This window comes from Thermoactinomyces vulgaris (assembly GCF_005886755.1).
Classification (GTDB): domain Bacteria; phylum Bacillota; class Bacilli; order Thermoactinomycetales; family Thermoactinomycetaceae; genus Thermoactinomyces; species Thermoactinomyces vulgaris.
Window position 1 is genome coordinate 246,442 of sequence record NZ_CP039710.1, and the last position, 23,663, is coordinate 270,104.

Genomic DNA, 23,663 nt, shown 5'->3' on the forward strand with positions numbered 1-23,663 from the left:
GAAATATCCTCCTCAAGTGATGAAATCCCCTTCTTCCCACGATTCTATCAATTGTGAAGGTAAAGGGTCAACAGAATAAAGTGAATCTTCACCAGCTTATAACGGGTTTTTTAGATTTGTAAATTCTTTTATATCGAAAGGCAGGGGGAGAAGGTTTGCGTCGATGTATCAGACCTTTCTTTCCACGATAAAGTTTCCGGATTCTCCCCTGTTTTTTAACCAAATGGTGAAAGGAACGGGTTTGGCATGATAAACTTTCCTCTCATATCATACAACGAAACCGGTCATGTTCCACGTGGAACATGTGAATCTTTTTCTATAATGTTTCGGGAAAGAAGGGGGTTGAACGATCAAAGCGAAAAGGTATATTAGGTGATTCCGTGACCTGAGTTGACCGTAAGGTGGTGTCTGTGTTCATGAGACAGTCTTTCACGAGATTATTCGGTCTGAAAGAGAAAGAGCAAGAACAAGAGCAAGAGGTTCATCCCGATCAAGTCATGCAGATTCCCGTGGACGAAATTGAACCCAGTCCCTATCAACCCCGCACGATTTTTGATGAGGAACGAATTGATGAATTATGCCAAACCATCCGTATGCACGGGATTATTCAACCCGTCGTGGTGCGCCGCACCGAACGCTGTTATGAGTTGGTTGCAGGTGAGCGCAGATTGCGTGCGGTAAAAAAATTGGGGCTGAAACGGATTCCTGCAGTGATTCGGGAAATGGATGATCATCAGGCGGCGGCGGCATCCCTCATTGAAAATTTGCAGCGCGAGGAATTGACGGCCATTGAAGAAGCGCATGCTTATCAACGGTTGATGGAGATTCATCAATTGACACAGGAAGGCCTCGCGCAAAAGTTGGGAAAAGGGCAGTCCACCATCGCCAACAAATTGAGGCTTTTGCAGCTGCCGGCCGAGGTGCAGGAAGCATTGCAGAAGCGGATGATCACCGAACGTCATGCACGGGCGCTCCTTCCGTTAAAAGAGGGGTTTTTGCAAAAACAAGTACTGGAAGAGATTTTGGCCAAAGGTTGGAATGTAAAGCAGACGGAAGAACGGGTCAAAAAGCTTCTGGTCAAGGAAACCAAGAAACAGCAGGCCAAACGCAAGTCGGTCACGCGTGATTTTCGCATTGCCATGAACACCATCCGCCAATCGGTGGATCTGGTGAAGAAAACGGGCATGGATGTCATGGTGGATGAACGGGAACATGAACATTTCGTTGAAGTGGTCATCCGCCTTCCCAAATGACGGGAAACGGATCTTCTTCCTGTTATGATGAATTTGATTTTATCTTTTTTTCTTTCTTTTTTATCATTAAAATAAGAGAAGAAACGGATGGGGCTGTGAGGCAATGATTCGCCTCATTTTCTTTTCGTACATAGGCTGGTTCTGCGGTGTGGTTCGGAAAACTAAAAGTCCGAAAATGAGGTGGGAGAATGGGCAAAGTAATTGCAATTGCAAACCAAAAGGGGGGCGTTGGGAAAACGACAACCTCAGTCAATCTGGCGGCAAGCCTTGCGGCGATGGGGAAAAAGGTTTTACTGGTGGATATTGATCCGCAGGGGAACTCGACCAGTGGACTCGGGATCAACAAAGCGGACGTGAAGCAGTGTGTATATGACATTTTGGTGGATGAAGTTCCGGCAGAAAAGGTGGTTTTGCCCACTGAGGTTGAGAATTTATCGATTATTCCCGCAACCATTCAGTTGGCAGGGGTTGAAATTGAACTGTCTCAGGCCATCTCACGGGAATTGCGGTTAAAAAGAGCATTGAAAAATGCAGCCCAACATTATCATTACATTTTTATCGATTGTCCTCCGTCGTTGGGGATCATTACGCTGAATGCGTTAACAGCTGCCAAATCTGTCCTGATTCCCATCCAATGCGAGTTTTATGCTTTGGAAGGATTGGGACAACTATTAAATACAATTCGCATCGTACAAAAACATTTGAACAAGGGACTGGAAATTGAAGGTGTGTTGTTGACCATGTTTGACGGGCGCACCAATCTGTCAGTCCAAGTGATGGAAGAAGTGAAAAAGTATTTTCAACAAAAAGTTTATGAAACGGTGATTCCGCGGAATGTCCGGCTGAGTGAGGCTCCCAGCCATGGCAAGCCGATCACGATTTATGATGCCCGCTCCCGGGGTGCGGAATGTTATAATCAACTGGCCAGAGAAGTGGTGATGAATAATGAGCAATTCTAAAGGTTTGGGACGGGGATTGGGTGCGCTGTTTCAACCGATTGATGTGGAGGACGGGGATGAAACCGTTCATGAAGCGGAGATTTCCGAGTTGCGCGCCAACCCTTATCAGCCTCGTAAAGAGTTTGATCCCGACTCCCTGCAGGAATTGGCAGAGTCCATTAAGCAACACGGGGTTGTCCAACCGTTAATCGTAAGAAAAAGCATTCGCGGATATGAAATTGTGGCGGGAGAGCGTCGTTTCCGGGCTGCCCAAGAAGTCGGACTGGAACGGGTTCCAGTGGTGGTGCGCGATTTTACCGATGAACAGATGATGGAAATCGCTTTGGTTGAAAATGTTCAGAGGGAGGACTTGAATCCCATTGAGATGGCGCGTGCCTATCAAAAATTGATGGAGCATTTATCCATCACGCAGGAAGAGTTGGCGGCGCGGGTTGGAAAAAGCCGGCCTCATGTCGCGAATTTCCTTCGTTTGCTTCAACTGCCGCCGGAGATTCAGGAGGATGTTTCACGTGGAACATTGTCCATGGGGCATGCCCGGGCATTATTGGGGATCAAAGACCGTGATTTAATGAAGAAACTGGCGGAAAAAGCAAAAAAAGAAAAGCCCAGTGTCCGCCAACTGGAGGAATGGGTGCAGCAATTGAATCAATCCGTTCCGAAAAAGGAAAAGAAAAAGAAGAAAGCGGCAGATCCTTTTATCAAACAATATGAAAACATGTTACAGCAAGTGTTCAGCACGCCGGTGCGCATTAAACACGGAAAGAAAAAAGGAAAAATTGAAATCGAATATTATTCCGAACGGGAACTGGAACGTTTAATTGAAATGTTAAACCGGGATCAGGTGATGACGGATTAACAGTCAAAGGAGAAACGAACCATGATTTATTTTGACAATGCGGCTTCCAGCTGGCCGAAACCTCCGGAAGTGGCGGAAGCTGTGCAACAAGCGATCATGCATGCGGGAGCCAATCCCGGGCGCGGCGGGCATCAACTGGCCCGAAAAGCGGAAGACATCATTGAAGGGACGCGGGGACGACTGTCTGAATTGCTGGGGGTTCATGATCCACAGCATCTGTTGTTTTGTTTCAACACCACCCATGCCATCAATCTGGCGTTGAAAGGATTATTGAAAGAAGGGGACCATTTGGTGATCACGGGATGGGAACATAATGCCGTGGCACGCCCCGCCTTTTGGTTGCAGGATCATCACGGAATCGGTGTGAGTGTGGTGGATGTGGATGCCAATGGCGATTGGGTTTCGGCGATCAAACAAGAGATTCGTCCAAATACCCGCTTGTTGGTCACCATCCATGGATCCAATGTAACGGGAGAATGCCTGCCGGTGTTGGAAATCGGAGAGTTCGCCCGTGAACAGGGGATTTATTATCTGGTGGATGCAGCCCAAACCGCCGGTTTGTTTCCGTACCAACTCGATCAAATGCCCATTGACATGCTGGCATTTCCCGGACACAAAAGCTTATTGGGACCGCAAGGAACGGGAGGTTTATATGTGGCCCCGAATGTTCCGTTAACTCCCTGGATGCAAGGGGGAACCGGGACGAAATCGGAAGAGATGGAACAGCCGCAAATCCGTCCGACGGGTTTTGAAAGCGGCACTCCCAATACCCCCGGAGTTGCGGGATTGGGAAAAGGGGTTGATTTTTTATTAAAAACCGGTGTCGAGGCGGTCTGTGAGCATGAACAAGCTTTGACCCGGCAGCTTTGGGAAGGATTGAGGGGGATCGACGGGGTGGAACTGGTGACGGACGCCCCGCCCGCTTTGCCTGTGATTTCATTTAATGTTCAGGGTGTGGACAGTCATGAAGTGGCCATGATCTTGGATCAGCATTATCAAATGGCGGTGCGCGCGGGTTTTCATTGTGCGGCACTGAAACATCGCGGTCTGAAGACGAAAACAGGAACGGTACGGGTGAGTCCGGGGTATTTCAACACCGGGGATGAAGTGGATCAATTGCTTGCTGCGGTGCGGGAAATCAGTAAGGCCTATTCCCTGTAAATCTCCACAAGTTTTGCCGTCCTGCCGCAAGAGTGTTCCGGCTGTTTTGGGAAAGGACTTTCCCACGCGTCATGCGCCGAAAAAGGCGCCTTTTTTATGGTTGCAAATACACAGGTTTTTCTTCCGACAGATTGCACACGGCTCGTCTGATGGATGAGGAAATCAGCTCGGCCATTTTCATGACCAGATTCAGCCTCGTATTCTGCAGGACAAAGTATTCCATAAATCCTGCCACGTTGACGATGCCGGTGATATGAATCTGGCCCACTTCCGGCAATTTTTTATGGACGCCGGCCCCGGGTTTCACAGGCCCCGGCCCCGCTTGAATCCAACCCACGTTTTTCATTTGTCCGAGACACGCATCGATGCCAATGATCAGTGCATGAGGGTGAGCGTCTTTAATCTTTGAAAGGGTTTGTTTCAAATTGAGTGCATGAACGGGCGCATCCAGTGTTCCGTACACCGAAAGTGAATCGGGAAGATCTTTCTCCAAAAGGGAGCCGACCAGCGGACCCAACGCATCCCCCGTGGAACGGTCCGTCCCGATGGAGACACAGACGACTTCTTCAAATGGAAAAAAAACAGACATTAATTTTTGCAATTGGCTTGAAAATTGATGTGGAGCATACGGATCACTGTATTCCACCCGAAAAAGGCCGGGGGGTTTCGCGCTGAACCGCGGAGGCATCGTTTCTCGCATTCGGGGGATCCCTTCCTTTACTCTGAAATCTCAAATTCAGTATACGGCTGGAGAGAAGAAAATATACATGCCGAAAAGTCCCACAGGCGTAAAATAAGGCGGATTCTTTTAAAATGAAATATAAATAGATTCAGAGGAAAAGAAGAATGGATCGCTGCAAGCTTCATCGCAAGCTTTTGTTTGCCGGTCCAGCGGCCGGTTCATTTGGGATCCGGTTCCGGGAAACCGGTCTTGTCAAAAGAGGCGGGGAGCCTCCGGAATGTCCGGTTGAATTTTAACGGGTCTCTTTCTATAATGAAGCAATAAAATAGTAAAGAGAGTGATTCCGATTGCAGAGGAAGGAATTTGGCTTAGGGGACATTGTGGAGATGAAAAAACCTCATCCATGCGGAACAAATGCCTGGAAAGTGATTCGCATGGGCGCAGATATCCGGATGAAATGCACCGGCTGTGACCATAGTGTCTTGTTGCCGCGCAGCCGGTTTGAAAGAAGAATGAAGCGGGTTTTGGTTTCGGCAAAAGACTCGGAATAAGAGAACCTCTCTCCCTGAATCGGCCCGGGAGGGAGGTTTTCTTTTTGCGGATGGAAGAGACCTCCCGTTTTACGCTATAATGGACGAGGATTGACGGGGCATAAAAATCCGGTGCGAAAAACCATTTTATAAATAGCAAGGAGGAGCCGATGTGGCGTTAGCAACAGGAATCGTCGGACTTCCCAATGTGGGGAAATCCACTCTATTTAATGCCATCACCCAAGCAGGGGCTGAATCAGCCAACTACCCGTTTTGCACCATTGACCCGAATGTGGGCGTGGTTGACGTTCCGGACGAACGACTGGAGAAAATCGCAGAAATTGTGGGTCCGCAAAAAGTCATACCCACCTCCTTTCAATTTGTCGACATTGCCGGGTTGGTCAAAGGAGCCAGCCGCGGGGAGGGATTGGGAAACAAGTTTTTGTCCCACATCCGCGAGGTGGATGCGATTATCCACGTGGTTCGCTGTTTTGAAAATGAAAACATCACGCATGTCGCGGGAAAAGTGGATCCGGCCGGTGACATTGAGACGATCAATCTGGAGCTGGTATTGGCGGATTTGGAAACCGTGGAAAAGCGGCTGGACCGCGTGGCACGCATCAAGAAAAGCGGAGATAAAGAAGCGGTTTTGGAATTTGACATCCTGACGCGTTTAAAAGAGGCGTTGGCAGAGGGAAAACCGGCCCGCACGGTGGAATTGGACGCGGATGAGAAAAAAATGATCAAAAGCTTAAACCTGCTGACCATGAAAAATATGCTGTATGCAGCCAACGTGAACGAGTCGGATATCGCCGATCCGGAGAATAACGAATATGTCCGGGTGGTCAAAGAGATTGCAGCTGCGGAAGGGGCTGAAGTGGTTCCGATCAGTGCGCAGGTGGAAGCAGAAATCGCCGAGTTGGATCAGGAAGAGCGGCAATTATTCCTGGAAGAGCTGGGACTCCGTTCTTCCGGAATGGACCGGTTGATTGCGGCGGCCTACCGCCTGTTGGGATTGATGACCTACTTTACGGCGGGGGAAAAAGAAGTGCGCGCCTGGACCATCCGCAAAGGAACGAAAGCGCCGCAAGCCGCCGGGGTGATCCACTCCGATTTTGAGCGCGGGTTTATCCGTGCGGAGGTTTTGTCCTATGAGGATTTGATCCGCTCCGGATCCCTGGCCAATGCCCGGGAGAAAGGATTGCTCCGGTTGGAAGGAAAAGATTATATCGTCCAGGACGGAGACATTATCACTTTCCGTTTTAATGTTTAAGGTTGAGAAAACCGGAAAGGGCAAAAATTTCAATGCCGGATGCGCATCCCCCGTATTGATTTATGACGGTGGCTTTGTTAGAATTAAATATCGTATTGTACATGGGCGATGATACGCTCCTTGCTCTGCCGGGAAGGCAGGGCCGAAAGTCCAGAAGGAGGTGGAAAGAGATGCAACACAGCTATGAAATGATGTATATTGTTCGTCCGGATGTGGATGAAGAAACATTGCAGGCAACCCGTGATAAAGTGGCGCAAACCATCAAAGCAAACAAAGGTGAAATCACCGATACCGATGACATGGGAAAACGCCGCTTTGCTTACGAGATCAATCACTATCGCGAAGGCTATTACACCGTTGTGAACTTCCAAGCGGATGCCGAAGTGATTGACGAGCTTGATTACACGATCCGGATCAATGACAACATTTTGCGTCATTTGATCATCAATGTGGACGAGAAAAAATAATTGGAACGTTGGAATAGATTCAAAGGTTGATCACGGGAAAGGGAGAGGTTTGTCATGATAAATCGGGTCATCCTGGTCGGGCGTTTGACGCGGGATCCGGAGCTTCGTTACACTCCGAGCGGTATCGCCGTGGTGCGATTCAATGTTGCGGTGAACCGGAATTACTTGAATCAGCGCGGCGAACGTGAAGCAGATTTTATCAATATTGTCGCTTGGCGGAATTTGGCGGAAAACTGTGCCAACTATTTGCGGAAAGGTTCGTTGGTTGGGATTGACGGACGTTTGCAAACCGGAAAATATGAGAACCAGGAAGGACGGACGGTCTATACAACCGATGTCGTTGCGGAAGATGTCCGGTTCTTGGAACCGCGCAACCGGAATGCGGAATCCGGCGGTGCTTTTGGAGCTTCTGACAACAGTCGGAACGGAAACAGTTACAGCCAGAACACGCCGTTGGATGACCCCTTTGCCGATGACGGACAACCGATTGATATCTCTGACGATGATCTTCCTTTCTGAGCACAAAAACGGTTTAAGGGAGGAGGGATGGTCTCATGGCACGCCGTCGTGGGAATAAGCGCCGTAAAGTTTGCTACTTTACAGCGAATAAAATCGAATACATCGATTACAAAGATGTTGATTTGCTGCGCAAGTTTATCAGCGAACGCGGCAAAATTTTACCCCGTCGTGTAACGGGAACCAGTTCTAAATATCAACGCCAGTTGACACGTGCGATCAAACGTGCACGTCAAATGGCTCTGTTGCCATATACCAATGATTGATCGAGAGCAGGGGTGGATGACGCCCCTGTTTTTCATATAAAAAGCAGGAAAACGCGAATCATCTGTGGAAACTTCTCCTAAATATGTTGGGTTTTGGAGGAGTGCAACCAATGAGTCGGCCTGAGCGGGGGTTACAATTCGCAAAGAGCATAAAGATTGTGGATTGGTTGAAGACAGAAATCCTGGATCAAATTGCCGCTTTGTTCCGGGCGATTTATTCAGCCAATCAGCATTTGATGATAGACAGTTTGTCCAGCTTGGTGATTTCGGTGTATGTATTGGCACGGAGAATGGGTTTTTCTTTCAGTGAATTGGATCAATCGGTTTCGCAAAAGTTGCGTGAACACGCCCGGGACGGGCACCAGCTGGAGAAATGGTATGGTGATTTGTCAAAACTGGACGAGTATCTAAACAAGAGGTGACGGATATTTGCCGCAAATGGACAAAGGTTGGATAAAAGACAGCTTCCTGTACACAGGGCTGTTTCTCTTCTTGCTGGCCTCCATTCACATTCCTTTTATCCAATGGCTTGCATTGTGGATCATTCCTTTTCCTTTTTTTATGTTGCGCGTGAAACAGCCGGTCAGTGCAATGGTTGTTCCGCTATTGGGCCTCTTCATCATGTTTCTCATCGGCATTCCGCTTTGGTACATCCTGCTCGGTGTTTCGGCCGGGTGCGTCGGCGTGGTGATGGGAAGCTTATACGCCCAAACCAGGATGACCGGAACCGATGTGGTATTGGGCGGATTGGTCAGCGGATTGATCGTCTCCGTCATGACCATGAGTGTGATGCAATGGGCCTTCGGGTTCTTTGACCGGTTAAATGCCCTGTGGTTGAATGAATGGCATCAGGCCCAAAAAATTTTGCAAGAATCGGGAGTGTCGGTGCCCGGGGAAATCATCCCGCCGTTGGAAGCTTTTGTGCTCATCTTTTTGTTGATGGCTTTATTGCCCATGGTATTGATAACGTTTGCGGTCGCCAAAAGACGGCTCGTATCCAAAGGATATGAAAGCAAATCGCTCCCTCCGTTTTATGAGTGGCGTTTGCCGAAGGTATTCTTTTATTTTTTTGTCATTGTGTTGCTGTTGCAGTGGCTTGCGGTCACGGAGGAGTACGGGGAAAATTTCCATTGGATCATCAGCGCCCTGCTGATTTTGCATGTCTTGTTTTTTATCCAAGGCTTGTCATTGATTGCGTTTTTGCTGAAACAAAAAAGAAAAAGCATGGTGTGGCTGGCACCGGCGGTTTTGTTGGCGTGGTTTCCCCCGGTTTCCTTTGTTATTTTGCTGATGGGGATGATTGATACAGGAACACCCTTGCGGAAAAGAATGCAGAAATGACAACAGGTACTTTATGGAACCGCGGATGTTTCACAAGGGGAGTTGCTCCTTGTGTCAACTAGGGTAAAATAAGAAGGAGAAACGGTTGCATATTGTGATGCATCGGATAGTTTGAGGGTGTATAGGATGCCGAAGTTTGTAATACAAAGATGGCATGGCTATCACATGGTTTTTGCCATGTGTTTCAGCCTGATTTTGATTGCGCTTTTATCGACGTACAAATGGATCTATGGAGTGATCGGTCTCGTTTTTTTTACGGTGTTGGCATGGGTCTTGTACCGGGCCGAGCGTGCCTTTCGCAAGGATTTTACCGAGTATGTGCTGACGCTTGGAAACCGGGTGAAGAACGCGGGACAGACGGCGGTGGATGAGTTGCCGCTGGGGATCCTGCTTTATGACCGGGACGGAAAAATCGAGTGGCATAACACCTTTGTCGAGCGCATGACAGGGCTTGACCGAATGGTGGGCAAGGAAATTGGTGAAGTGCTTCCCTCCTTGAAACAACATGCTTCGGAAAAAGAGGGGAGCTTTACCATGGAGCTGGGGGAGCATATCTATCAAGTCACTCCCCAGTCGGAAGAACGGTTGTACTTCTTCTGGGATGTCACCGAGTTGAGCCGTTTGAAAAAGCAGTTGCATGATGACAGGGCCGTTTTGGGATTTATTCACTTGGATAACTTTGATGAAGCCGGTCAAGGTTTGACGGATCAGGAAAGTACCTTGCTGTTGTCAAACGTGACGAGTGCGATCTCAAAATGGGCACTGGAATATGATATCGCCCTCAAACGAATTGAAACGGATAAAATGTTCTTTGTCACTCAACAGAAATCCTTGGAGAAGTTGATGAAATCCCGTTTTGGAATTTTGGATGTTGTCCGGGAAATGACCCGTCAAAATAAAATTCCGATTACGTTGAGCATTGGGGCAGCCAGTGTCGGCCAAACCATGGCGGAAAGAGTCCAGAATGCACAGGCGGCATTGGACATCACGCTGGCGCGGGGAGGCGATCAAGCAGCAGTCCACGCGGGAGAACAGATTACCTTTTATGGAGGAAAGACCAATGCGGTTGAAAAACGGACCCGCGTCCGGGCAAGGGTGATTTCCCATGCCATGAGCAATTTGTTTCGCGACAGCAAACGGGTTCTGGTGATGGGACATAAGCGCCCGGATATGGATGTGCTCGGAGCGGCCGTCGGTGTGGTCAAATTTGCCACCCTCCATGATTGTGAAGCGGCGATCGTATTGGATGAGGATGAAGACAACCTTTCCATTCAACGCTTGCTGATGGCCTTGAAAAATCATGAGTACCTGAAAGATCATTTGATTTCTCCCGAAAAAGCGATGCATTGGCTGGATGATCCGGACACTTTGTTGATTCTGGTGGATACGCATAAACCTTCGCTCGTGATGGAACCCCGTTTGTTGGATAAGGCCAAACGGGTCGTGGTTATCGATCATCACCGGCGGGGGGAAGATTTTGTTTCGGATCCGGTGCTGGTGTATTTGGAACCCTATGCTTCTTCCACTTGTGAATTGGTGACGGAGCTGCTGCAATACCAAGATGGCCGCCTGCCCATGGATACGCTGGAAGCGACCGCTTTGTTGTCCGGTATTGTGGTGGATACGAAAAATTTTGCTTTTCGTGCCGGGTCCCGCACTTTTGAAGCGGCTTCGTTCTTGCGGCGCCACGGGGCGGACCTGATGATGGTGCAGTCTCTGCTCAAGGAAGATTTGGGGCATTATGTGAAAAGAGCGGAAATCATAAAAAACACCGAAATTTATTTTGAAAACATTGCCGTGGCTCTCGGAAAGGAAGATGAGGAATATCATCAATTGCTGATTGCCCAGGCGGCGGATACTTTGCTCAATATGCAGGGAATCCGCGCTTCATTTGTGATTGGCAAAAGAGAAGACGGATTGGTTTCCATCAGTGCACGGTCTCAAGGAGAAATCAATGTCCAGGTGGTCATGGAGAAAATGGGGGGCGGTGGCCATATGACCAATGCGGCTTGCCAACTGGAACAGGTCTCTTTGGCGGAAGCGAAAGAAAAGTTGCTGAATGTGTTGAATGAAATCTTGGAGAGTGGGGGAGTGAACAGATGAAAGTAATCTTGCTGAAAGATGTGAAAGGTACCGGAAAAAAAGGGGAAGTCAAAGAGGTTGCAGAAGGGTACGCCCGAAATTTCCTGATTCCGCGGAAAATGGCGGTGGCGGCCACACAGGGAAACATGAATGCATTGAAAGACCAAAAACAAAGAGAACAAAGGCGCAAAGAGGAAGAACGGAAAGAGGCAGAGGCTTTGGCAGAAAAGCTGAACAAGATGAAGGTTTCTATCTCCATGAAATTGGGGAAAGACGGAAGGACTTTCGGTTCCATCACTTCCAAACAAATCAGCGAGATATTGAAGAAACAGCATCAAATGAATGTGGATAAGAGAAAGATCCAATTGGATCAGCCCATCCGTTCGCTTGGAGTTACGAAAGTTCCCGTGAAACTTCATCCGGAAGTGACGGCGACACTCGCCGTGCATGTGGTTGAAGAATGAGCGGAAGCACTCCATTGATCTGGAGTGCTTTTTTATGGATCGGAGGGATGTATCATGAGTGATCTTTTCGCGGACCGGCTCCCCCCTCACAACCAGGAAGCGGAACAAGCCGTGTTGGGAGCGGTTTTACTGGACCCCTCTGTGTTAACAACCGTGAATGAGCGATTAAAGCCGGGGGACTTTTATCGCCAGGCTCATCAAAAACTGTTTCAAGTGATGAATGAACTGGACGAAAAAGGTGAACCGGTTGATCTGGTGACGTTAACGGCTGAATTGAATGACCGGAAACTGCTCGACGAAATCGGCGGCGTTCCTTATTTGAACGAATTGGCCAATGCCGTGCCCACCGCGGCGAATGTGGAGTATTACGCCAAAATCGTGGAAGAAAAGGCCATTTTGCGGCGGTTGATTCGCACAGCCACGCAAATTGCCGCGTCCGGTTATTCGGGCCAAGCCGAATTGACTCAAATTTTGAATGAAGCAGAGAGAAAGATTTTGGAGATTTCACAGCGGACGGTTCGTGGGGAGGATTTTGTTTCGATCCACGATGCCTTGATGGAATCCTATGAACAGATTGAGACGCTTCATTTCAACAAGGGCGGGATCAGCGGGATTCCGACCGGTTTTGTCGATTTTGACCGGATGACTTCCGGGCTGAAAGGTTCGGAGCTGATCATTCTGGCTGCGCGTCCCAGTATGGGAAAAACGGCATTTGCACTGAACCTGGCACAAAATGTGGGGGTGCGAAGCGGAAAGACCGTGGCGATTTTCAGCCTGGAGATGTCGGCTTCCCAACTGGTGACCCGGATGTTGGCGGCGGAAGGGAATATCGATGCCCAAGCATTTAGGACCGGTAATTTGAATGAGGAAGATTGGGAAAAACTAACCATGGCGATGAGCACGCTGAGCGAAGCACCGATTTTTATTGATGATACGCCGGGGGTGACGGTGTATGATATCCGGGCGAAACTCCGGCGGTTAAAAGCCGAACACGGTTTGGGGCTCGTGGTGATCGACTATCTGCAACTGATTTCCGGCCGGGGCGGAGACAGCCGCCAACAGGAAATTTCGGAGATCTCCCGTTCCTTGAAGTTGCTGGCCCGCGAGTTTGATGTTCCGGTGATCGCTTTGTCGCAATTATCCCGTGCCGTGGAACAACGTCAGGATAAAAGGCCGATGTTATCCGATCTTCGGGAATCCGGGTCGATTGAGCAGGATGCCGATGTGGTGACCTTTTTGTATCGCGATGATTACTACAACGAGGAATCCGAAAAGCAAAATATCGCAGAGCTGATCATCGGCAAACAGCGGAATGGTCCGGTCGGAAAAGTGGAGCTCTTGTTTTTGAAGAACTATAACAAGTTTTTAAGCTTGGAAATGAACAAAACGCCAATTCCCGAATGATATTTATTTTTTATTTATCAATGTTCGACTTTTGTTTGACTCTTTTTACAGGATATTGATAAAATGTGCTTGTGCTAAAGCGATACAAAACCTCGTTTCAGGAGGAACGATAAGATGTCTACAGTGGTTGTCGTAGGTACCCAATGGGGAGATGAAGGAAAAGGGAAAATCACCGACTATCTCGCGGAAAAAGCGGAAGTCGTAGCCCGTTATCAAGGTGGAAACAACGCGGGACACACCATTGTTTTCAACGGAACCCGCTATAAATTGCACCTGATTCCCTCCGGGATTTTTTACAAAGAAAAAATCTGTGTACTTGGAAACGGGATGGTGATTCATCCCCAGGCGCTTGTCGAAGAACTGGATTATTTACACCAACATGGTGTTTCTACCGATAATCTCAGAATTTCAGACCGTGCCCATGTAATCATGCCGTATCATCTGCGTTTGGATCTGGCGAGCGAGAAACTGAAAGGGAACGAAAAAATCGGAACCACCGGAAAAGGAATCGGACCGGCGTATATGGACAAAGCCGCACGGGTGGGAATCCGCATCAGCGATTTACTGGATCCGGAACAATTTAAACAAAAATTAAAAAGAAATTTGGAAGAGAAAAACCGTTTGTTGGAACAGATTTATCAAACGGATGGATTCACATTTGAGGAAATCTACGAGTCGTATTTGGCCTGTGCCGACCGTTTCCGTCAATATGTCACCGATACCTCAGTGGTGTTAAATGATGCGATCGATCAAGGAAAACGGGTATTATTTGAAGGGGCGCAAGGCGTCATGCTCGATATCGACCAAGGAACTTATCCGTTTGTCACTTCTTCCAATCCGGTGGCCGGAGGCGTTTGCATCGGGTCCGGAGTCGGCCCGACCAAAATCCATCATGTCATTGGGGTTGCAAAATCTTACACGACGCGGGTCGGAGACGGACCGTTCCCGACGGAATTGCATGATGAAATTGGTGACCAAATTCGCGAAATCGGGCGGGAATATGGAACCACCACCGGTCGTCCGAGACGGGTCGGATGGTTTGACTCCGTCGTGGTCCGGCATGCCCGCCGGGTCAGCGGCATCACGGGCTTGTCTTTGAATTCACTCGATGTGTTAACCGGGCTGGATACGGTCAAAATTTGTGTCGCCTATGAAGTGGATGGCAAACGGATTGAAAATTACCCGGCCAATTTGTCCCTTCTTGAAAGATGCAAACCAGTCTATGAAGAATTGCCCGGATGGAAACAAGACATCACCGGCGTTCGCAGCATTCATGAACTGCCGGAGGAAACGCGGCATTATATCGAACGGGTGTCCCAATTGACCGGGATTCCGGTGACCACTTTCTCTGTCGGACCCGGCAGGGATCAAACGGTTCAAGTCCGTCCGGTTTATGCTTAAAAGACGGATCTTTGTGAAGACAGGCATATGGAACAATCAAGGACATTACATCATGTAATGTCCTTTTTGCTTTTTTTGTATTTTACTTTGATATGATTTCTATTTTAAACCCGCTAGGTACTTTTACATAGAAAGTATATCCGTGGGATTTTACGGGAGGAGTCATTTTTCAAGCGCTCACGGATTTGGTCCACTTTTTCCCTGCTTTCTTGTGGAAACCCGATATGAAACGTTTTTGGATACCGGATCTCTTTTCCTTTCATCAATGTGAGGACAAATTGGTCATCATCGAACAATTGAGAGGATTATTTTCATACCATCCCTGTATGTCATTAAATTTCTCTTTTGTTTATTTGTGATAGGTTTCTCCCCGGTTGATTTTAAAGGCCCGGTAGATTTGTTCCAGCAAGAAGACGCGGATCAGCTGATGGGGAAAAGTCATCTTTGAAAAAGAAAGGGAAAGATCAGACCGTTTCAGCACCTCGGGCGACAAACCGTAGGATCCGCCGATCACAAAGAGGATGCGGCTTTTCCCGTAGGTGGCCAGCTGATCCAGTTTCCGGGCGAATTCGGTGGATGTAAAAGCTTTTCCTTCGATGGCCAGTGCGATGAGAAAGGCATCCGCCGGACAGTGGCGCAAGATCCGTTGCCCTTCCTTCTCCAAAATTTGCTCTTTTTGTGCCGGATGAACCGGGTCACTCGCCCTTTCCTCCGCCACTTCAATGATTTCCGTTTTGGCATAGGGGGTTAATCGTTTCAAGTATTCTTTGCAAGCTTGTTGTAAGTATTTTTCTTTCATCTTTCCCACTGTGATGATTTGAATTTTCATAAGATCTCCTGCTTTTGAATTTCAAACTGATATTTCGGTTTTTCCCCGCACCATTTGCATCGCGCCCCGGCTTGTTGCGTGTCGCATGGTTCCATGACCGGCGGGGCTTGGTAAGTATCGATGAAATCTTCCATGACGATCTCTGTGTGTTCTTCACAAGCATACCAGACGATTTTTTCTCCGTCCAAAACCTTTCCTCCTTTCGACCATCGGATGAAATGAAAAATGAAACGAGTGTTTCACCCGTTTCATTTAAACATCATGGTTGGAATGATTTCGGGGCTTCCCCCAGGGCAATGGATGCGGTTTGTTTTTCGCCGTGGCGATAGTAAGTAACGTTGACTTTTTGATGAATCTCTTTTTTCGTGTACAAATACTTCCGAAGCTCGGAACTGCTCGAGATTTCCTGGCCATCCAAAGCGACGATCACATCCCGCGGCTGGAGTCCGGCTTGGTCGGCTGGGCTGCTTGGAACCACTTCGGCCACAGCCACGCCTTCACGCACGGAACCGGGCAATCTCAATTCCTCAAGGACATAAACCGGAAGGTTGGAGAGGTCAATCAGACTGAGTCCCAAATAAGGGCGTTGGACTTTTCCGTCTTTGACCAGGCTTTCAATGACCGGACGTGCTTCATTGACGGGGATGGCAAATCCCAGTCCTTCCACACCCTGGTCGGAAATTTTCAACGTGTTGATTCCGATCACCTGGCCGGCAACATTGACCAGAGCACCGCCACTGTTCCCCGGATTGATGGCGGCATCCGTTTGAATGACATCGGTCGCCATATTTGAACTGACTTCGATCGTTCGTTTCGGGGAACTGATGACTCCGACGGTAATGGAACGCCCGAGTCCCAGCGGATTGCCGATGGCAATGGCGGGTTCCCCGGCTTTCAGCGAATCGGAGTTGCCGAATTCGGCCACTTTGGTGACATATTTATCATCAATCTCCAAAACGGCAAGATCTGTATATTGATCGCTGCCAAGCAGTTTGGCATCCACTTCATGATGGTCGCCGTCTTCGCTGGAGATGTTGACTTTAAAGCTGGATCCGCCTTCGATGACATGGTTGTTGGTTACAATGAGCGCTTTGCCGTTGGCTTTTTGAAAGATGATTCCCGATCCGGTTCCTTGTTGGACTTGTTCGGTACTGAAGAAATCTCCCGAAGTTTTTAAATTAATTACGGATACAACAGCCGGCCCCACTTTGTTGACGGCTTCCGTCACTTCGGAATTGACACGGTAACTGGCTGTTTTGGAGTCGCCAAATATAGGTTCCTGTTGTTTGGAATACTCGGGAATGATTCCTTTTCCCATCAAAAAAGTAGACAGGAACAATACAACGAGCCCGCCGATGATGGCCGAAACGAGCGGAACCCATATGGTTGACGGGGAAAATTTTTTCTTCGGCGGTGGATTTTGAACATCGGATTCATCATAAAATCCCATGGCGTTCCCTCCTGCAAGTTAATATACCCAAAATGTTCTTTTTTTTAAACGGCAGTTTGCAAGATTTTCCTGTGTTTCATGGTGTTTCTGTTTTCATTCTACCGGACTTGTGTGTAGTTCATGTGAAAAAGATCAATCAAATCTGGGAACATCAGGTTCCTTCCCACTCCTGGAATTCGCCAAAATCAAAGAGGAAAACGTATGGGATGAATGGAATAGGTTTGTAAAGATTAAAAAACATTCTAAAAGTGAAGGGGAGTGTTTGGATATTAAAAACCAACGGCTTTTCCGTCGGGCTGTCACAGGGTGGATCCTTTCACTTGTTTTGGTTTGCGGTTTCCCTGTCCCGCCTGTATTTTCCGAAGAGGAACCGATGGCTCCCGTCAGTACGAAACCGTTTGTTCTCACCCGCACCGCGACGAATTTACCCGGTGAGGTGAGTAAGCTGGAAGGGGAGCTCAAAAAAAGCGGCATTCAAAAATTGCTGGATGAGGCCAATCGTGAGGCAACGCGGGGATGCAGTTCCCCGGCGCTGAACCAAGTGTCGGGTATTCTGGACAACTGGTGCTTCAACAGCGGGGACAATCAGACGTCCGAATGGTATCCGCAAGGAGTGACGGGAACCGGCGATGCCCAAGCCGATGATTATCGGGGAAGCAAACAGGCGATTTTGGTCAGCTGGTACCATTCCCAAAAAGGGGTCCGGATCAGTTTTCTGGATATGGATACGGGAAAATACCGCCATGTCTTGTTGGTTGAACCTTACACCAACTCGTATGGAAATCCGAGCTACCGGGCAGTGAAAATTCATGCCGGCGGGATCGTATGGTATGGAAACTATTTGTATGTCGTGGATACGAAAAAAGGGTTTCGCGTTTTTGACATGAGGTATGTGTTTGATTTGGGGACCAGTTCAAACGGCGATACCTCCAACAAAGATTTAATCGGGCGGCAAAACGGGGTTTATTACGGTCACGGTTACCGGTATGTGATGCCCCAGATCGGTGCCTGGACAGTTTCCGGAGACCAAACAAAAGACAATTGTGAACCTTCGGGTCCTCCCCGGTTCAGTTTTGTCGGACTGGATCGCAGTACTGTGCCTGATTCGCTGATTACCGGTGAATATTGCAATCCTCCCAATCCGGAAGAGGACCGCACATTATACGGGCGGGTGGCAAGATGGCCGATCGATGCCTCGACCGGGCAACTGAAAACGGCAGAGGACGGGAAAGTTTATGCAAGTGAAGCATATCGTCTGCCCAAAGCCCATGCACAAGGGGCCCTGGCTTTAAACGGCAATTGGTATGCGATGACCAGTGCCGGAGAGACCAAAAACGGGAAATTGTACAAAGGAACCCCGGGGAATGCACCTTCTTCCCGTGTTGCGGGGATCGGACCGGAAGATCTGTATTACTGGCCAAATCGCGATCAGCTATGGACGGTGACCGAGCATCCCGGAAAGCGCGTGTTGTATGCCGTCCGGCCTTAAAGGAGATACGTTGACCCCATCGGTATGAGGATGGGGTTTTTTGTATGACACAAAGCTCTTTAGGAACATTCACTTCCTGATCACAATTTTCTTACTTTGACTATATAAAATAGGAAAAAAGAGGAGATGAATAGAAAAAGTAAATATGCCAGGACAGATTAGGAGTTGAGAATATGGATCAACACAGACCCAAACGGGCGAAATTTTCAGGCTCGTTGGATTCGGTTGACAAATTGGACTTGGCAGGCCAGTTGGCAGAATTGAAATTAAGCTTTTACCAGCAAAGTGTGCTGTTATCCGCGATGATGGATTTGCTGATTGAAAAAGATTTACTGCAAAAAGAAGAAATAGCTCGTATGGCGATGAAAATAGATATGGAATTGGCAAAAGATCTGTATCCCCTGGAACAAAAGCCGACCGAAGAATAACAGGGCAGCCATTCACCGGCTGCCCTGTTTTGTTGCGCTTATTTCACTTCCCGTAAAGGGGTGGGACGATCATCGTAGGTTGTCCACAAATGGACATCCCGGCCGGTTTTGAGTCCGGTCTCTTCCAAAATGTTTTTTACGGTCAGATGGGCCAGTTCACTTAAATTGTTATCTTTGCTCAGATGAGCGAGATAAACATTTTCCCCCATCCCCTTTAAAATTTCCGCCAACGCTTCTCCGGCGTCTTCGTTGGACAAATGGCCGGTGTCGCTTAAAATGCGCCGTTTGACATTCCAAGGGTAAGAACCCATCCGGAGCATTTCCACATCGTGATTGCTTTCCCAAATCAATGTATCCACGCCTTGCAAAAAGTCGATGATGCGGGAGCTGACATAACCCAGATCCGTGACGGTTGCCAGCTTTTCCTTGCCGTGGTGAATCTGGTATCCCACGGGTTCGGCCGCATCGTGGGATACCGGGATGGATTCGATGAGCAGGTCTTTAAATTCCAAAGACGCTCCTGTTTCCATCACATTTTTTAAAGGCTCCGGAATTTCGCCCACACTGGACGGCAAATGTCGCCAGGTCGGTTCGTTCATATAAACGGGAATTTGCAGTCGGCGTGCCAACACGCCCAATCCTTTCACATGATCGATATGTTCATGGGTGACAAAAATCGCCTGGATGGTCGATGCGTCAACGTCCAGTTGTTGCAGGCGCATGGTCAGTTGTTTGGCGCTGATTCCGGCATCCACCAGAATCCTTGTTTGTTCCGACTCGATATATAAGGCATTGCCTGTGCTTCCGCTTGCGAGTACACTGAATTTCATGATTCATTCGTTCCCTTGCTTTATTGGTATTTTTTCAACCCCTTCATTTTGTCCGCGGTTGTTTGCCTGAATGAGGAGATAATCCGATCCCACTTCAAAGTACCAATAGGGAAGCAGGATATGTTCGTTGTTGACGCTGTTGTACAGTTTGGACCGGTAAGCGATGTTTGCGCCATTGATTGTCGCATTGTTGTTGAATTCCCAATTGGTGATCAGGCGGTACAAGGCCGTGCGCAGATTGACCGCGGAGATTGAAGACAGCTTTTCCAAGTGATTAAAATGCAGCACACGAATCGCTTCAATTTGTTTTCCGTTTAAATGGACTTCCACTTTTCCGTTGAAAAGTGGGATTTGGTTCACCACTTGGACATAGACACGCTTTTTTTCTGATGAAAATGCTTTGGAGTAACGGAAGTCCTGAAAAAACGGAATTTGTTGATTTAAAATCCGCTCCAAATCTTGTTCATTTTTAAACTCAAGCCCCGGGGAAAAGGTTTGGATGTAGCTTCCTTGTTTTTCTTTGACCCAGGGGTTCCCCAGTTCGGAAATCATCGCTTTGTACACCGTCAGTTGCCCGGGATAATCTTTTTGTTCCAGTTGGTCCAACTTTGCGTTTACATGGACCTGATCCAGCAACTGCTCAATCTGTTTGCGGTTGATTTGGTCTTCGCGGATGATTTTGGATTGTGTTTGCATCATTTGGCTTAATTGCAAGCCGAGAAAAAGATCGAGTATAAAAAAGGTGGCGATCAGGATACTTTTGGCCCGACTCCAATCCATTTGGGTTCCTCCCTGTCATGGAGAACTAATCCATACTTGCTGTCCGGATGTGGTTTTGACCACCCAGACGGGTGTCAACCGGACTTGTTGGTTGGTTGTGACAGCCTGATATCCCGGATGGATCCGTTTCACGTTGGAAAGGGAAAGATTCTGCCTGGACATTTGTTTGATCAGGGTCTCTTTATCCGGCAAGGCTGCCTGTTTTTGTTGCGGTTCTCCTGTGAGATAAAAGAGAGAACGCTCGTATTTATTGACATTGACTGCATTTTCAACCGGATTGGTTTGTAATTTGATTTCATCAGGGTGAATAAAATTCCTGTCTTTCCAATAAACCGGGTAGCCGTTCATGTAAAGACGGAATGTGAATTCGCTAAAAGCATTCTCTTTGTCTTCCACCTGATCGAGCAGATAATTGCCGGTCCATCCATGCGGCCGTTGCACAAAGTTGTTCACAGCCGACAAACGTTGTTCCACCGGCTGGATTTCTCCGGGGGACTCTTCCACGGCTTCGCTGTAGACCATAAACCGGTTGCTTTTGTTGACGGTCATCATTTGTTCGTCATACATGTACAGATCTTCATTTTTATTGATCGGGATCGGGCGAACCTCGGGATCTTTAAATAACCAGTCAATCATCGCATCCGCAGAGATGTCTTCCAACGGATAGGTTTTTTCGCTCAGAGAGACCGGTTGGGCCGGAAGGTAAAACATCCGCGGAAAAGGTTCGTCTTGATTGGCCGGATCCCACGGTGCTTTTCCGGTTGCAGGCACCGCCTCAAGAGACGGGGACAACGGATGTTTCATCTTTGAAAGCAGGTTTTCCAAGTCAATATCCGTTTTGGCTTGGATGATCTGCTGGTCTTGATCCGAAATAAACCAGACATAGTTTTGCTTTTTTTCCGGGTTGGAAAAGAACCAGATCCGGCTCACCGAGGAAAGGTGCGATATGGAATAATGTTGGGACAAAGATTCCTGGAAAAAGATGTCGGCGTATTCCAGGGAAACATCATCCGGAAAATAAAGTTCAACCCCCGTAAACCGGGTGAACATGTTTCTCCATGTGTCCGGGCTCACCTTCCCTATTTTTTCTATGTCACTGACAGACATGGATTGCATGGATCTTAATAATTGTTCATAACCGGCTTCCTCCGGCAGCAACCAATAATGGGCTCCCTTCCGGTGGACAATCATTTGGTTGGGAGCGGCCAGTTGATAAATTTTCCGGTCGTTGTATTTTTCGTCGTAAATCGGATTGATGGTGTAAGCATCGAGCGGATTGTAGGACCGCTTTTCCCCGGGTTGATTCAACCACAACAAGCCGGTCAGCAGGAAGCTGGCGAGGACCAGGGCAATGAGGAGCCCCGTTTTGATGTGCTCCACCCATTTTTCACTCATCGTTTTTCCCTCCTGTGACAGGGGGCAAGGTAAAGGTGACTAAAGTCCCTTTTTGGTAAACACTGTCAATCTCGATTTCGCCTTCGTGATGATGAACAATCTCTTGGGCGATGGCCAGTCCCAATCCCGTTCCCCCAAAGCTGCGGGAGCGCGCTTTGTCCACGCGATAAAACCGTTCAAAAATTCTTCCCAGGTCTTTTTTGGGAATCCCGATCCCCGTGTCGGCCACTCCGACTTCCACCATTCCTTGGCGGTTGGTTTGCAGCACCAAGGCGACCGATCCTCCGTCCGGTGTGTATTTCACGGCATTGGAGACCAGATTGTCCAAAACCTGATTCAGTTTGTCCTTGTCGGCGTAGACATTGGGAACCGGCGGATGAATGGACAAAGTGAAAGAAATGTTTCTTTCTTCGCATTGTAAACGGAAACGGTCGGCCACTTCCTCAAGCAAAGGTTCCAGAGAAATGGACTGTTTGTTGAAGGTCGCCTTTCTGGAATCCAAATGGGAAAGGTGCAACAGATCCTGAATCAGACGTGTCATCCGGTCGGCTTCCTGCAGGGACACTTTCAAGAAGCGACGGGCAAGTTCGGGCTCTTCCACCGCTCCATCTTCCAGTGCTTCCAGATAACTTTTGATCGTGGTCAAGGGTGTCCGCAGCTCGTGGGAAACATTGGCCACAAAATCTTTTCGTTGTTGATCCAGTCTTTTTTGCTCGGTGACGTCCCCCAAAACGGTCACCGTTCCGTACACGTTTTCTCCCTTCAGCTTGATCGGGGTGAAAGTGGCCCGCAAAATCACGGGATCTTCCGAATCCTGCTGACGGATCTCCAAATAAGTTTGCCACTCTTGGGCGAGCGGTTTGTCCAGGGGTTGATCCAGCGGGAGAATGTGATCGATTTTTTCCCCGATCGGAATCGGACGATCCAACAGTTTTTCCGCCCATTCGTTTTTCACAATCACTTTTCCTGCGCTGTCAAAAGCGATCACACCGTCGCTCATGTTGGAAAGGACCGATTCCAGCTTCTCTTTTTCTTCTTCTTTTTCAGCCAGAGCATTTCTGAGATGGGCTGCCAAATGATTGAAGGCGTGAGCCAGTTGCCCGATCTCGTCGTGACTGCGGACGTCCACTTTCCGGTCAAAATCCCCCGCTGCCATCAACGTGGCTTGTTCGGTGATCTCTTTCACCGGAGAGGTGATGGTGCGGGCCAGAATGACAATCAAAATGCAAGTGACCACCAGCGAGATCATGGTGATCTGAACCAGGATCACACTGATGTCTTTGATGTTTTCATAAGTTTGTTTTAAAGGCGCCTCAACATAAATCATTCCCACATAGTTGCCGGCATGGGACAGGCGTTCGGTGTAGAATTGATAATCCTGGTTTGTGGCCGGGTTGGTGCGTTTCAGCACTTCCGTGGGCTGTTGGGGCAAATTATAGGTGAACGGCCGCTTTTTCAGTTTGGATTGGTTGGGCTCCGTCGAAGCGATGATAAAATTGTTTTCGTCAATGATGTGAATGGTGATGTCGGATTGTTTCAATGACGGAGCCAGTTTGCCAAGCAACGTGTTCAGGTGATTGGAGCGCTCTTCGTCATTTTGTCCTTTCGCCAATTCTTCCGTGACGCCCATTTTCTTTAAGACCTCGGCTTGGGTGCGAAGGGTCTGATTTAAACTGCTCGTAAAATGATTTTCCAGCTGACGGAAGAAATAGACCCCGATCAGCTGCATGGCCATGATAATCATCAGCAAATAGATCACGACCAGTTTCCACTGGATACTGTTAGCAAGTTGTTTCCATCTTTTCAA

General features: G+C 48.3%; 25 protein-coding genes and 1 pseudogene. 17 read left to right on the forward strand and 9 right to left on the reverse strand.

Translation table 11 applies throughout. The annotated features are described in order from the left end of the window. Nucleotides 1-416 precede the first annotated feature (416 nt). From noc to FA954_RS01365, 4 genes are all read left to right on the forward strand, one after another. Nucleotides 417-1,253 (forward strand): nucleoid occlusion protein, encoded by an 837-nt coding sequence (noc, locus tag FA954_RS01350; RefSeq protein ID WP_220215077.1) that lies wholly within the window; start codon nucleotides 417-419, stop codon nucleotides 1,251-1,253. A gap of 188 nt (nucleotides 1,254-1,441) precedes the next feature. Next, complete coding sequence (locus FA954_RS01355) at nucleotides 1,442-2,212, forward strand: ParA family protein (protein WP_049720741.1); 771 nt, start codon at nucleotides 1,442-1,444, stop codon at nucleotides 2,210-2,212. Beyond that, nucleotides 2,199-3,068, forward strand: coding sequence for a ParB/RepB/Spo0J family partition protein (locus FA954_RS01360; RefSeq protein ID WP_037998216.1), 870 nt, complete (start codon nucleotides 2,199-2,201; stop codon nucleotides 3,066-3,068). Before FA954_RS01355 ends, FA954_RS01360 begins: the two co-directional genes overlap by 14 nt. Before the next feature lie 21 nt (nucleotides 3,069-3,089). Next, nucleotides 3,090-4,229 carry an aminotransferase class V-fold PLP-dependent enzyme gene (locus tag FA954_RS01365; protein WP_049720740.1) on the forward strand — a complete coding sequence of 380 codons (1,140 nt, stop codon included), beginning with the start codon at nucleotides 3,090-3,092 and terminating at the stop codon, nucleotides 4,227-4,229. A gap of 94 nt (nucleotides 4,230-4,323) precedes the next feature. Here FA954_RS01365 and yyaC read toward each other — a convergent pair whose 3' ends face one another. Then, nucleotides 4,324-4,929 (reverse strand): spore protease YyaC, encoded by a 606-nt coding sequence (gene yyaC / locus FA954_RS01370; RefSeq protein WP_082240796.1) that lies wholly within the window; start codon nucleotides 4,927-4,929, stop codon nucleotides 4,324-4,326. 329 nt (nucleotides 4,930-5,258) lie between these two features. Here yyaC and FA954_RS01375 point away from each other — a divergent pair, with 329 nt between their 5' ends. From FA954_RS01375 to FA954_RS01425, 11 genes are all read left to right on the forward strand, one after another. After that, nucleotides 5,259-5,462, forward strand: coding sequence for a DUF951 domain-containing protein (locus FA954_RS01375; protein WP_037998213.1), 204 nt, complete (start codon nucleotides 5,259-5,261; stop codon nucleotides 5,460-5,462). Nucleotides 5,463-5,613: 151 nt separating this feature from the next. Further along, the gene (gene ychF, locus FA954_RS01380) at nucleotides 5,614-6,714 is read left to right on the forward strand and encodes a redox-regulated ATPase YchF (RefSeq protein WP_037998211.1); all 1,101 of its coding nucleotides are present in this window, start codon (nucleotides 5,614-5,616) and stop codon (nucleotides 6,712-6,714) included. 170 nt (nucleotides 6,715-6,884) lie between these two features. Further along, on the forward strand, nucleotides 6,885-7,181 hold the full coding sequence (gene rpsF / locus FA954_RS01385) for a 30S ribosomal protein S6 (RefSeq protein WP_037998208.1): 297 nt from the start codon (nucleotides 6,885-6,887) through the stop codon (nucleotides 7,179-7,181). A 54-nt stretch (nucleotides 7,182-7,235) separates the two neighbouring features. Beyond that, nucleotides 7,236-7,700, forward strand: coding sequence for a single-stranded DNA-binding protein (gene ssb / locus FA954_RS01390; protein ID WP_037998204.1), 465 nt, complete (start codon nucleotides 7,236-7,238; stop codon nucleotides 7,698-7,700). 35 nt (nucleotides 7,701-7,735) lie between these two features. After that, nucleotides 7,736-7,963 carry a 30S ribosomal protein S18 gene (gene rpsR / locus FA954_RS01395; RefSeq protein ID WP_037998203.1) on the forward strand — a complete coding sequence of 76 codons (228 nt, stop codon included), beginning with the start codon at nucleotides 7,736-7,738 and terminating at the stop codon, nucleotides 7,961-7,963. Nucleotides 7,964-8,073: 110 nt separating this feature from the next. Next, nucleotides 8,074-8,385, forward strand: a complete 312-nt coding sequence (locus FA954_RS01400; protein ID WP_037998200.1) for a MazG-like family protein — start codon at nucleotides 8,074-8,076, stop codon at nucleotides 8,383-8,385. A 16-nt stretch (nucleotides 8,386-8,401) separates the two neighbouring features. Further along, complete coding sequence (locus FA954_RS01405; protein ID WP_181733413.1) at nucleotides 8,402-9,304, forward strand: DUF2232 domain-containing protein; 903 nt, start codon at nucleotides 8,402-8,404, stop codon at nucleotides 9,302-9,304. A gap of 126 nt (nucleotides 9,305-9,430) precedes the next feature. Then, nucleotides 9,431-11,407: a DHH family phosphoesterase gene (locus tag FA954_RS01410; protein WP_037998197.1), complete on the forward strand. Its 1,977-nt coding sequence runs from the start codon at nucleotides 9,431-9,433 to the stop codon at nucleotides 11,405-11,407. Then, nucleotides 11,404-11,850 (forward strand): 50S ribosomal protein L9, encoded by a 447-nt coding sequence (rplI, locus tag FA954_RS01415; RefSeq protein ID WP_037998194.1) that lies wholly within the window; start codon nucleotides 11,404-11,406, stop codon nucleotides 11,848-11,850. Before FA954_RS01410 ends, rplI begins: the two co-directional genes overlap by 4 nt. A gap of 54 nt (nucleotides 11,851-11,904) precedes the next feature. Then, the gene (gene dnaB / locus FA954_RS01420) at nucleotides 11,905-13,254 is read left to right on the forward strand and encodes a replicative DNA helicase (RefSeq protein WP_037998192.1); all 1,350 of its coding nucleotides are present in this window, start codon (nucleotides 11,905-11,907) and stop codon (nucleotides 13,252-13,254) included. Nucleotides 13,255-13,368: 114 nt separating this feature from the next. Further along, nucleotides 13,369-14,655, forward strand: coding sequence for an adenylosuccinate synthase (locus tag FA954_RS01425; RefSeq protein WP_049720737.1), 1,287 nt, complete (start codon nucleotides 13,369-13,371; stop codon nucleotides 14,653-14,655). Nucleotides 14,656-14,737: 82 nt separating this feature from the next. Here FA954_RS01425 and FA954_RS13840 read toward each other — a convergent pair. The 4 genes and pseudogenes from FA954_RS13840 to FA954_RS01445 form a co-directional block, all read right to left on the reverse strand. Continuing rightward, nucleotides 14,738-14,945: pseudogene (locus tag FA954_RS13840) on the reverse strand (VOC family protein); the annotation flags it as partial. Between the two features lie 59 nt (nucleotides 14,946-15,004). Further along, entirely contained in the window at nucleotides 15,005-15,484 is a 480-nt protein-coding gene (gene rlmH / locus FA954_RS01435) for a 23S rRNA (pseudouridine(1915)-N(3))-methyltransferase RlmH (protein ID WP_037998190.1), read from the reverse strand. Beyond that, the gene (locus tag FA954_RS01440; protein WP_037998187.1) at nucleotides 15,481-15,672 is read right to left on the reverse strand and encodes a CxxH/CxxC protein; all 192 of its coding nucleotides are present in this window, start codon (nucleotides 15,670-15,672) and stop codon (nucleotides 15,481-15,483) included. The genes rlmH and FA954_RS01440 overlap by 4 nt, the downstream gene beginning before the upstream one ends. 71 nt (nucleotides 15,673-15,743) lie before the next feature. Then, nucleotides 15,744-16,934: a S1C family serine protease gene (locus tag FA954_RS01445; RefSeq protein ID WP_037998185.1), complete on the reverse strand. Its 1,191-nt coding sequence runs from the start codon at nucleotides 16,932-16,934 to the stop codon at nucleotides 15,744-15,746. A 373-nt stretch (nucleotides 16,935-17,307) separates the two neighbouring features. Between FA954_RS01445 and FA954_RS01450 the strand changes: the two genes are divergently transcribed. Both FA954_RS01450 and FA954_RS01455 read left to right on the forward strand, forming a co-directional pair. Next, a complete protein-coding gene (locus tag FA954_RS01450) occupies nucleotides 17,308-18,423 on the forward strand; it encodes a hypothetical protein (protein WP_138614824.1) in 1,116 nt (371 codons plus the stop codon). 173 nt (nucleotides 18,424-18,596) lie between these two features. Next, complete coding sequence (locus FA954_RS01455) at nucleotides 18,597-18,851, forward strand: hypothetical protein (RefSeq protein WP_037998182.1); 255 nt, start codon at nucleotides 18,597-18,599, stop codon at nucleotides 18,849-18,851. Nucleotides 18,852-18,889: 38 nt separating this feature from the next. On the opposite strand, the gene FA954_RS01460 is transcribed toward FA954_RS01455, so the two are convergent. From FA954_RS01460 to FA954_RS01475, 4 genes are read right to left on the reverse strand one after another with little or no spacing between them, the layout of a single operon-like run. Next, nucleotides 18,890-19,681: an MBL fold metallo-hydrolase gene (locus tag FA954_RS01460; RefSeq protein WP_037998180.1), complete on the reverse strand. Its 792-nt coding sequence runs from the start codon at nucleotides 19,679-19,681 to the stop codon at nucleotides 18,890-18,892. Between the two features lie 3 nt (nucleotides 19,682-19,684). Then, the gene (gene yycI, locus FA954_RS01465; protein ID WP_037998178.1) at nucleotides 19,685-20,461 is read right to left on the reverse strand and encodes a two-component system regulatory protein YycI; all 777 of its coding nucleotides are present in this window, start codon (nucleotides 20,459-20,461) and stop codon (nucleotides 19,685-19,687) included. A gap of 15 nt (nucleotides 20,462-20,476) precedes the next feature. Further along, nucleotides 20,477-21,856 (reverse strand): YycH family regulatory protein, encoded by a 1,380-nt coding sequence (locus FA954_RS01470; RefSeq protein ID WP_049720734.1) that lies wholly within the window; start codon nucleotides 21,854-21,856, stop codon nucleotides 20,477-20,479. Continuing rightward, nucleotides 21,849-23,663 carry an ATP-binding protein gene (locus FA954_RS01475; protein ID WP_165489723.1) on the reverse strand — a complete coding sequence of 605 codons (1,815 nt, stop codon included), beginning with the start codon at nucleotides 23,661-23,663 and terminating at the stop codon, nucleotides 21,849-21,851. Before FA954_RS01475 ends, FA954_RS01470 begins: the two co-directional genes overlap by 8 nt.

Excerpts from the sequence above, each read along its gene's own strand:
- FA954_RS01445 (WP_037998185.1), bottom strand. The coding sequence starts at position 16,934 with ATGGGATTTTATGATGAATCCGATGTTCAAAATCCACCGCCGAAGAAA.
- rlmH (WP_037998190.1), bottom strand. The coding sequence starts at position 15,484 with ATGAAAATTCAAATCATCACAGTGGGAAAGATGAAAGAAAAATACTTA.
- noc (WP_220215077.1), top strand. The coding sequence starts at position 417 with ATGAGACAGTCTTTCACGAGATTATTCGGTCTGAAAGAGAAAGAGCAA.
- yycI (WP_037998178.1), bottom strand. The coding sequence starts at position 20,461 with ATGGATTGGAGTCGGGCCAAAAGTATCCTGATCGCCACCTTTTTTATA.
- yyaC (WP_082240796.1), bottom strand. The coding sequence starts at position 4,929 with ATGCGAGAAACGATGCCTCCGCGGTTCAGCGCGAAACCCCCCGGCCTT.
- FA954_RS01455 (WP_037998182.1), top strand. The coding sequence starts at position 18,597 with ATGGATCAACACAGACCCAAACGGGCGAAATTTTCAGGCTCGTTGGAT.
- ssb (WP_037998204.1), top strand. The coding sequence starts at position 7,236 with ATGATAAATCGGGTCATCCTGGTCGGGCGTTTGACGCGGGATCCGGAG.
- dnaB (WP_037998192.1), top strand. The coding sequence starts at position 11,905 with ATGAGTGATCTTTTCGCGGACCGGCTCCCCCCTCACAACCAGGAAGCG.
- FA954_RS01470 (WP_049720734.1), bottom strand. The coding sequence starts at position 21,856 with ATGAGTGAAAAATGGGTGGAGCACATCAAAACGGGGCTCCTCATTGCC.
- FA954_RS01400 (WP_037998200.1), top strand. The coding sequence starts at position 8,074 with ATGAGTCGGCCTGAGCGGGGGTTACAATTCGCAAAGAGCATAAAGATT.
- rplI (WP_037998194.1), top strand. The coding sequence starts at position 11,404 with ATGAAAGTAATCTTGCTGAAAGATGTGAAAGGTACCGGAAAAAAAGGG.
- FA954_RS01355 (WP_049720741.1), top strand. The coding sequence starts at position 1,442 with ATGGGCAAAGTAATTGCAATTGCAAACCAAAAGGGGGGCGTTGGGAAA.
- FA954_RS01360 (WP_037998216.1), top strand. The coding sequence starts at position 2,199 with ATGAGCAATTCTAAAGGTTTGGGACGGGGATTGGGTGCGCTGTTTCAA.
- FA954_RS01425 (WP_049720737.1), top strand. The coding sequence starts at position 13,369 with ATGTCTACAGTGGTTGTCGTAGGTACCCAATGGGGAGATGAAGGAAAA.
- FA954_RS01405 (WP_181733413.1), top strand. The coding sequence starts at position 8,402 with ATGGACAAAGGTTGGATAAAAGACAGCTTCCTGTACACAGGGCTGTTT.
- rpsF (WP_037998208.1), top strand. The coding sequence starts at position 6,885 with ATGCAACACAGCTATGAAATGATGTATATTGTTCGTCCGGATGTGGAT.
- rpsR (WP_037998203.1), top strand. The coding sequence starts at position 7,736 with ATGGCACGCCGTCGTGGGAATAAGCGCCGTAAAGTTTGCTACTTTACA.
- FA954_RS01450 (WP_138614824.1), top strand. The coding sequence starts at position 17,308 with ATGGCTCCCGTCAGTACGAAACCGTTTGTTCTCACCCGCACCGCGACG.
- FA954_RS01460 (WP_037998180.1), bottom strand. The coding sequence starts at position 19,681 with ATGAAATTCAGTGTACTCGCAAGCGGAAGCACAGGCAATGCCTTATAT.
- FA954_RS01365 (WP_049720740.1), top strand. The coding sequence starts at position 3,090 with ATGATTTATTTTGACAATGCGGCTTCCAGCTGGCCGAAACCTCCGGAA.
- FA954_RS01410 (WP_037998197.1), top strand. The coding sequence starts at position 9,431 with ATGCCGAAGTTTGTAATACAAAGATGGCATGGCTATCACATGGTTTTT.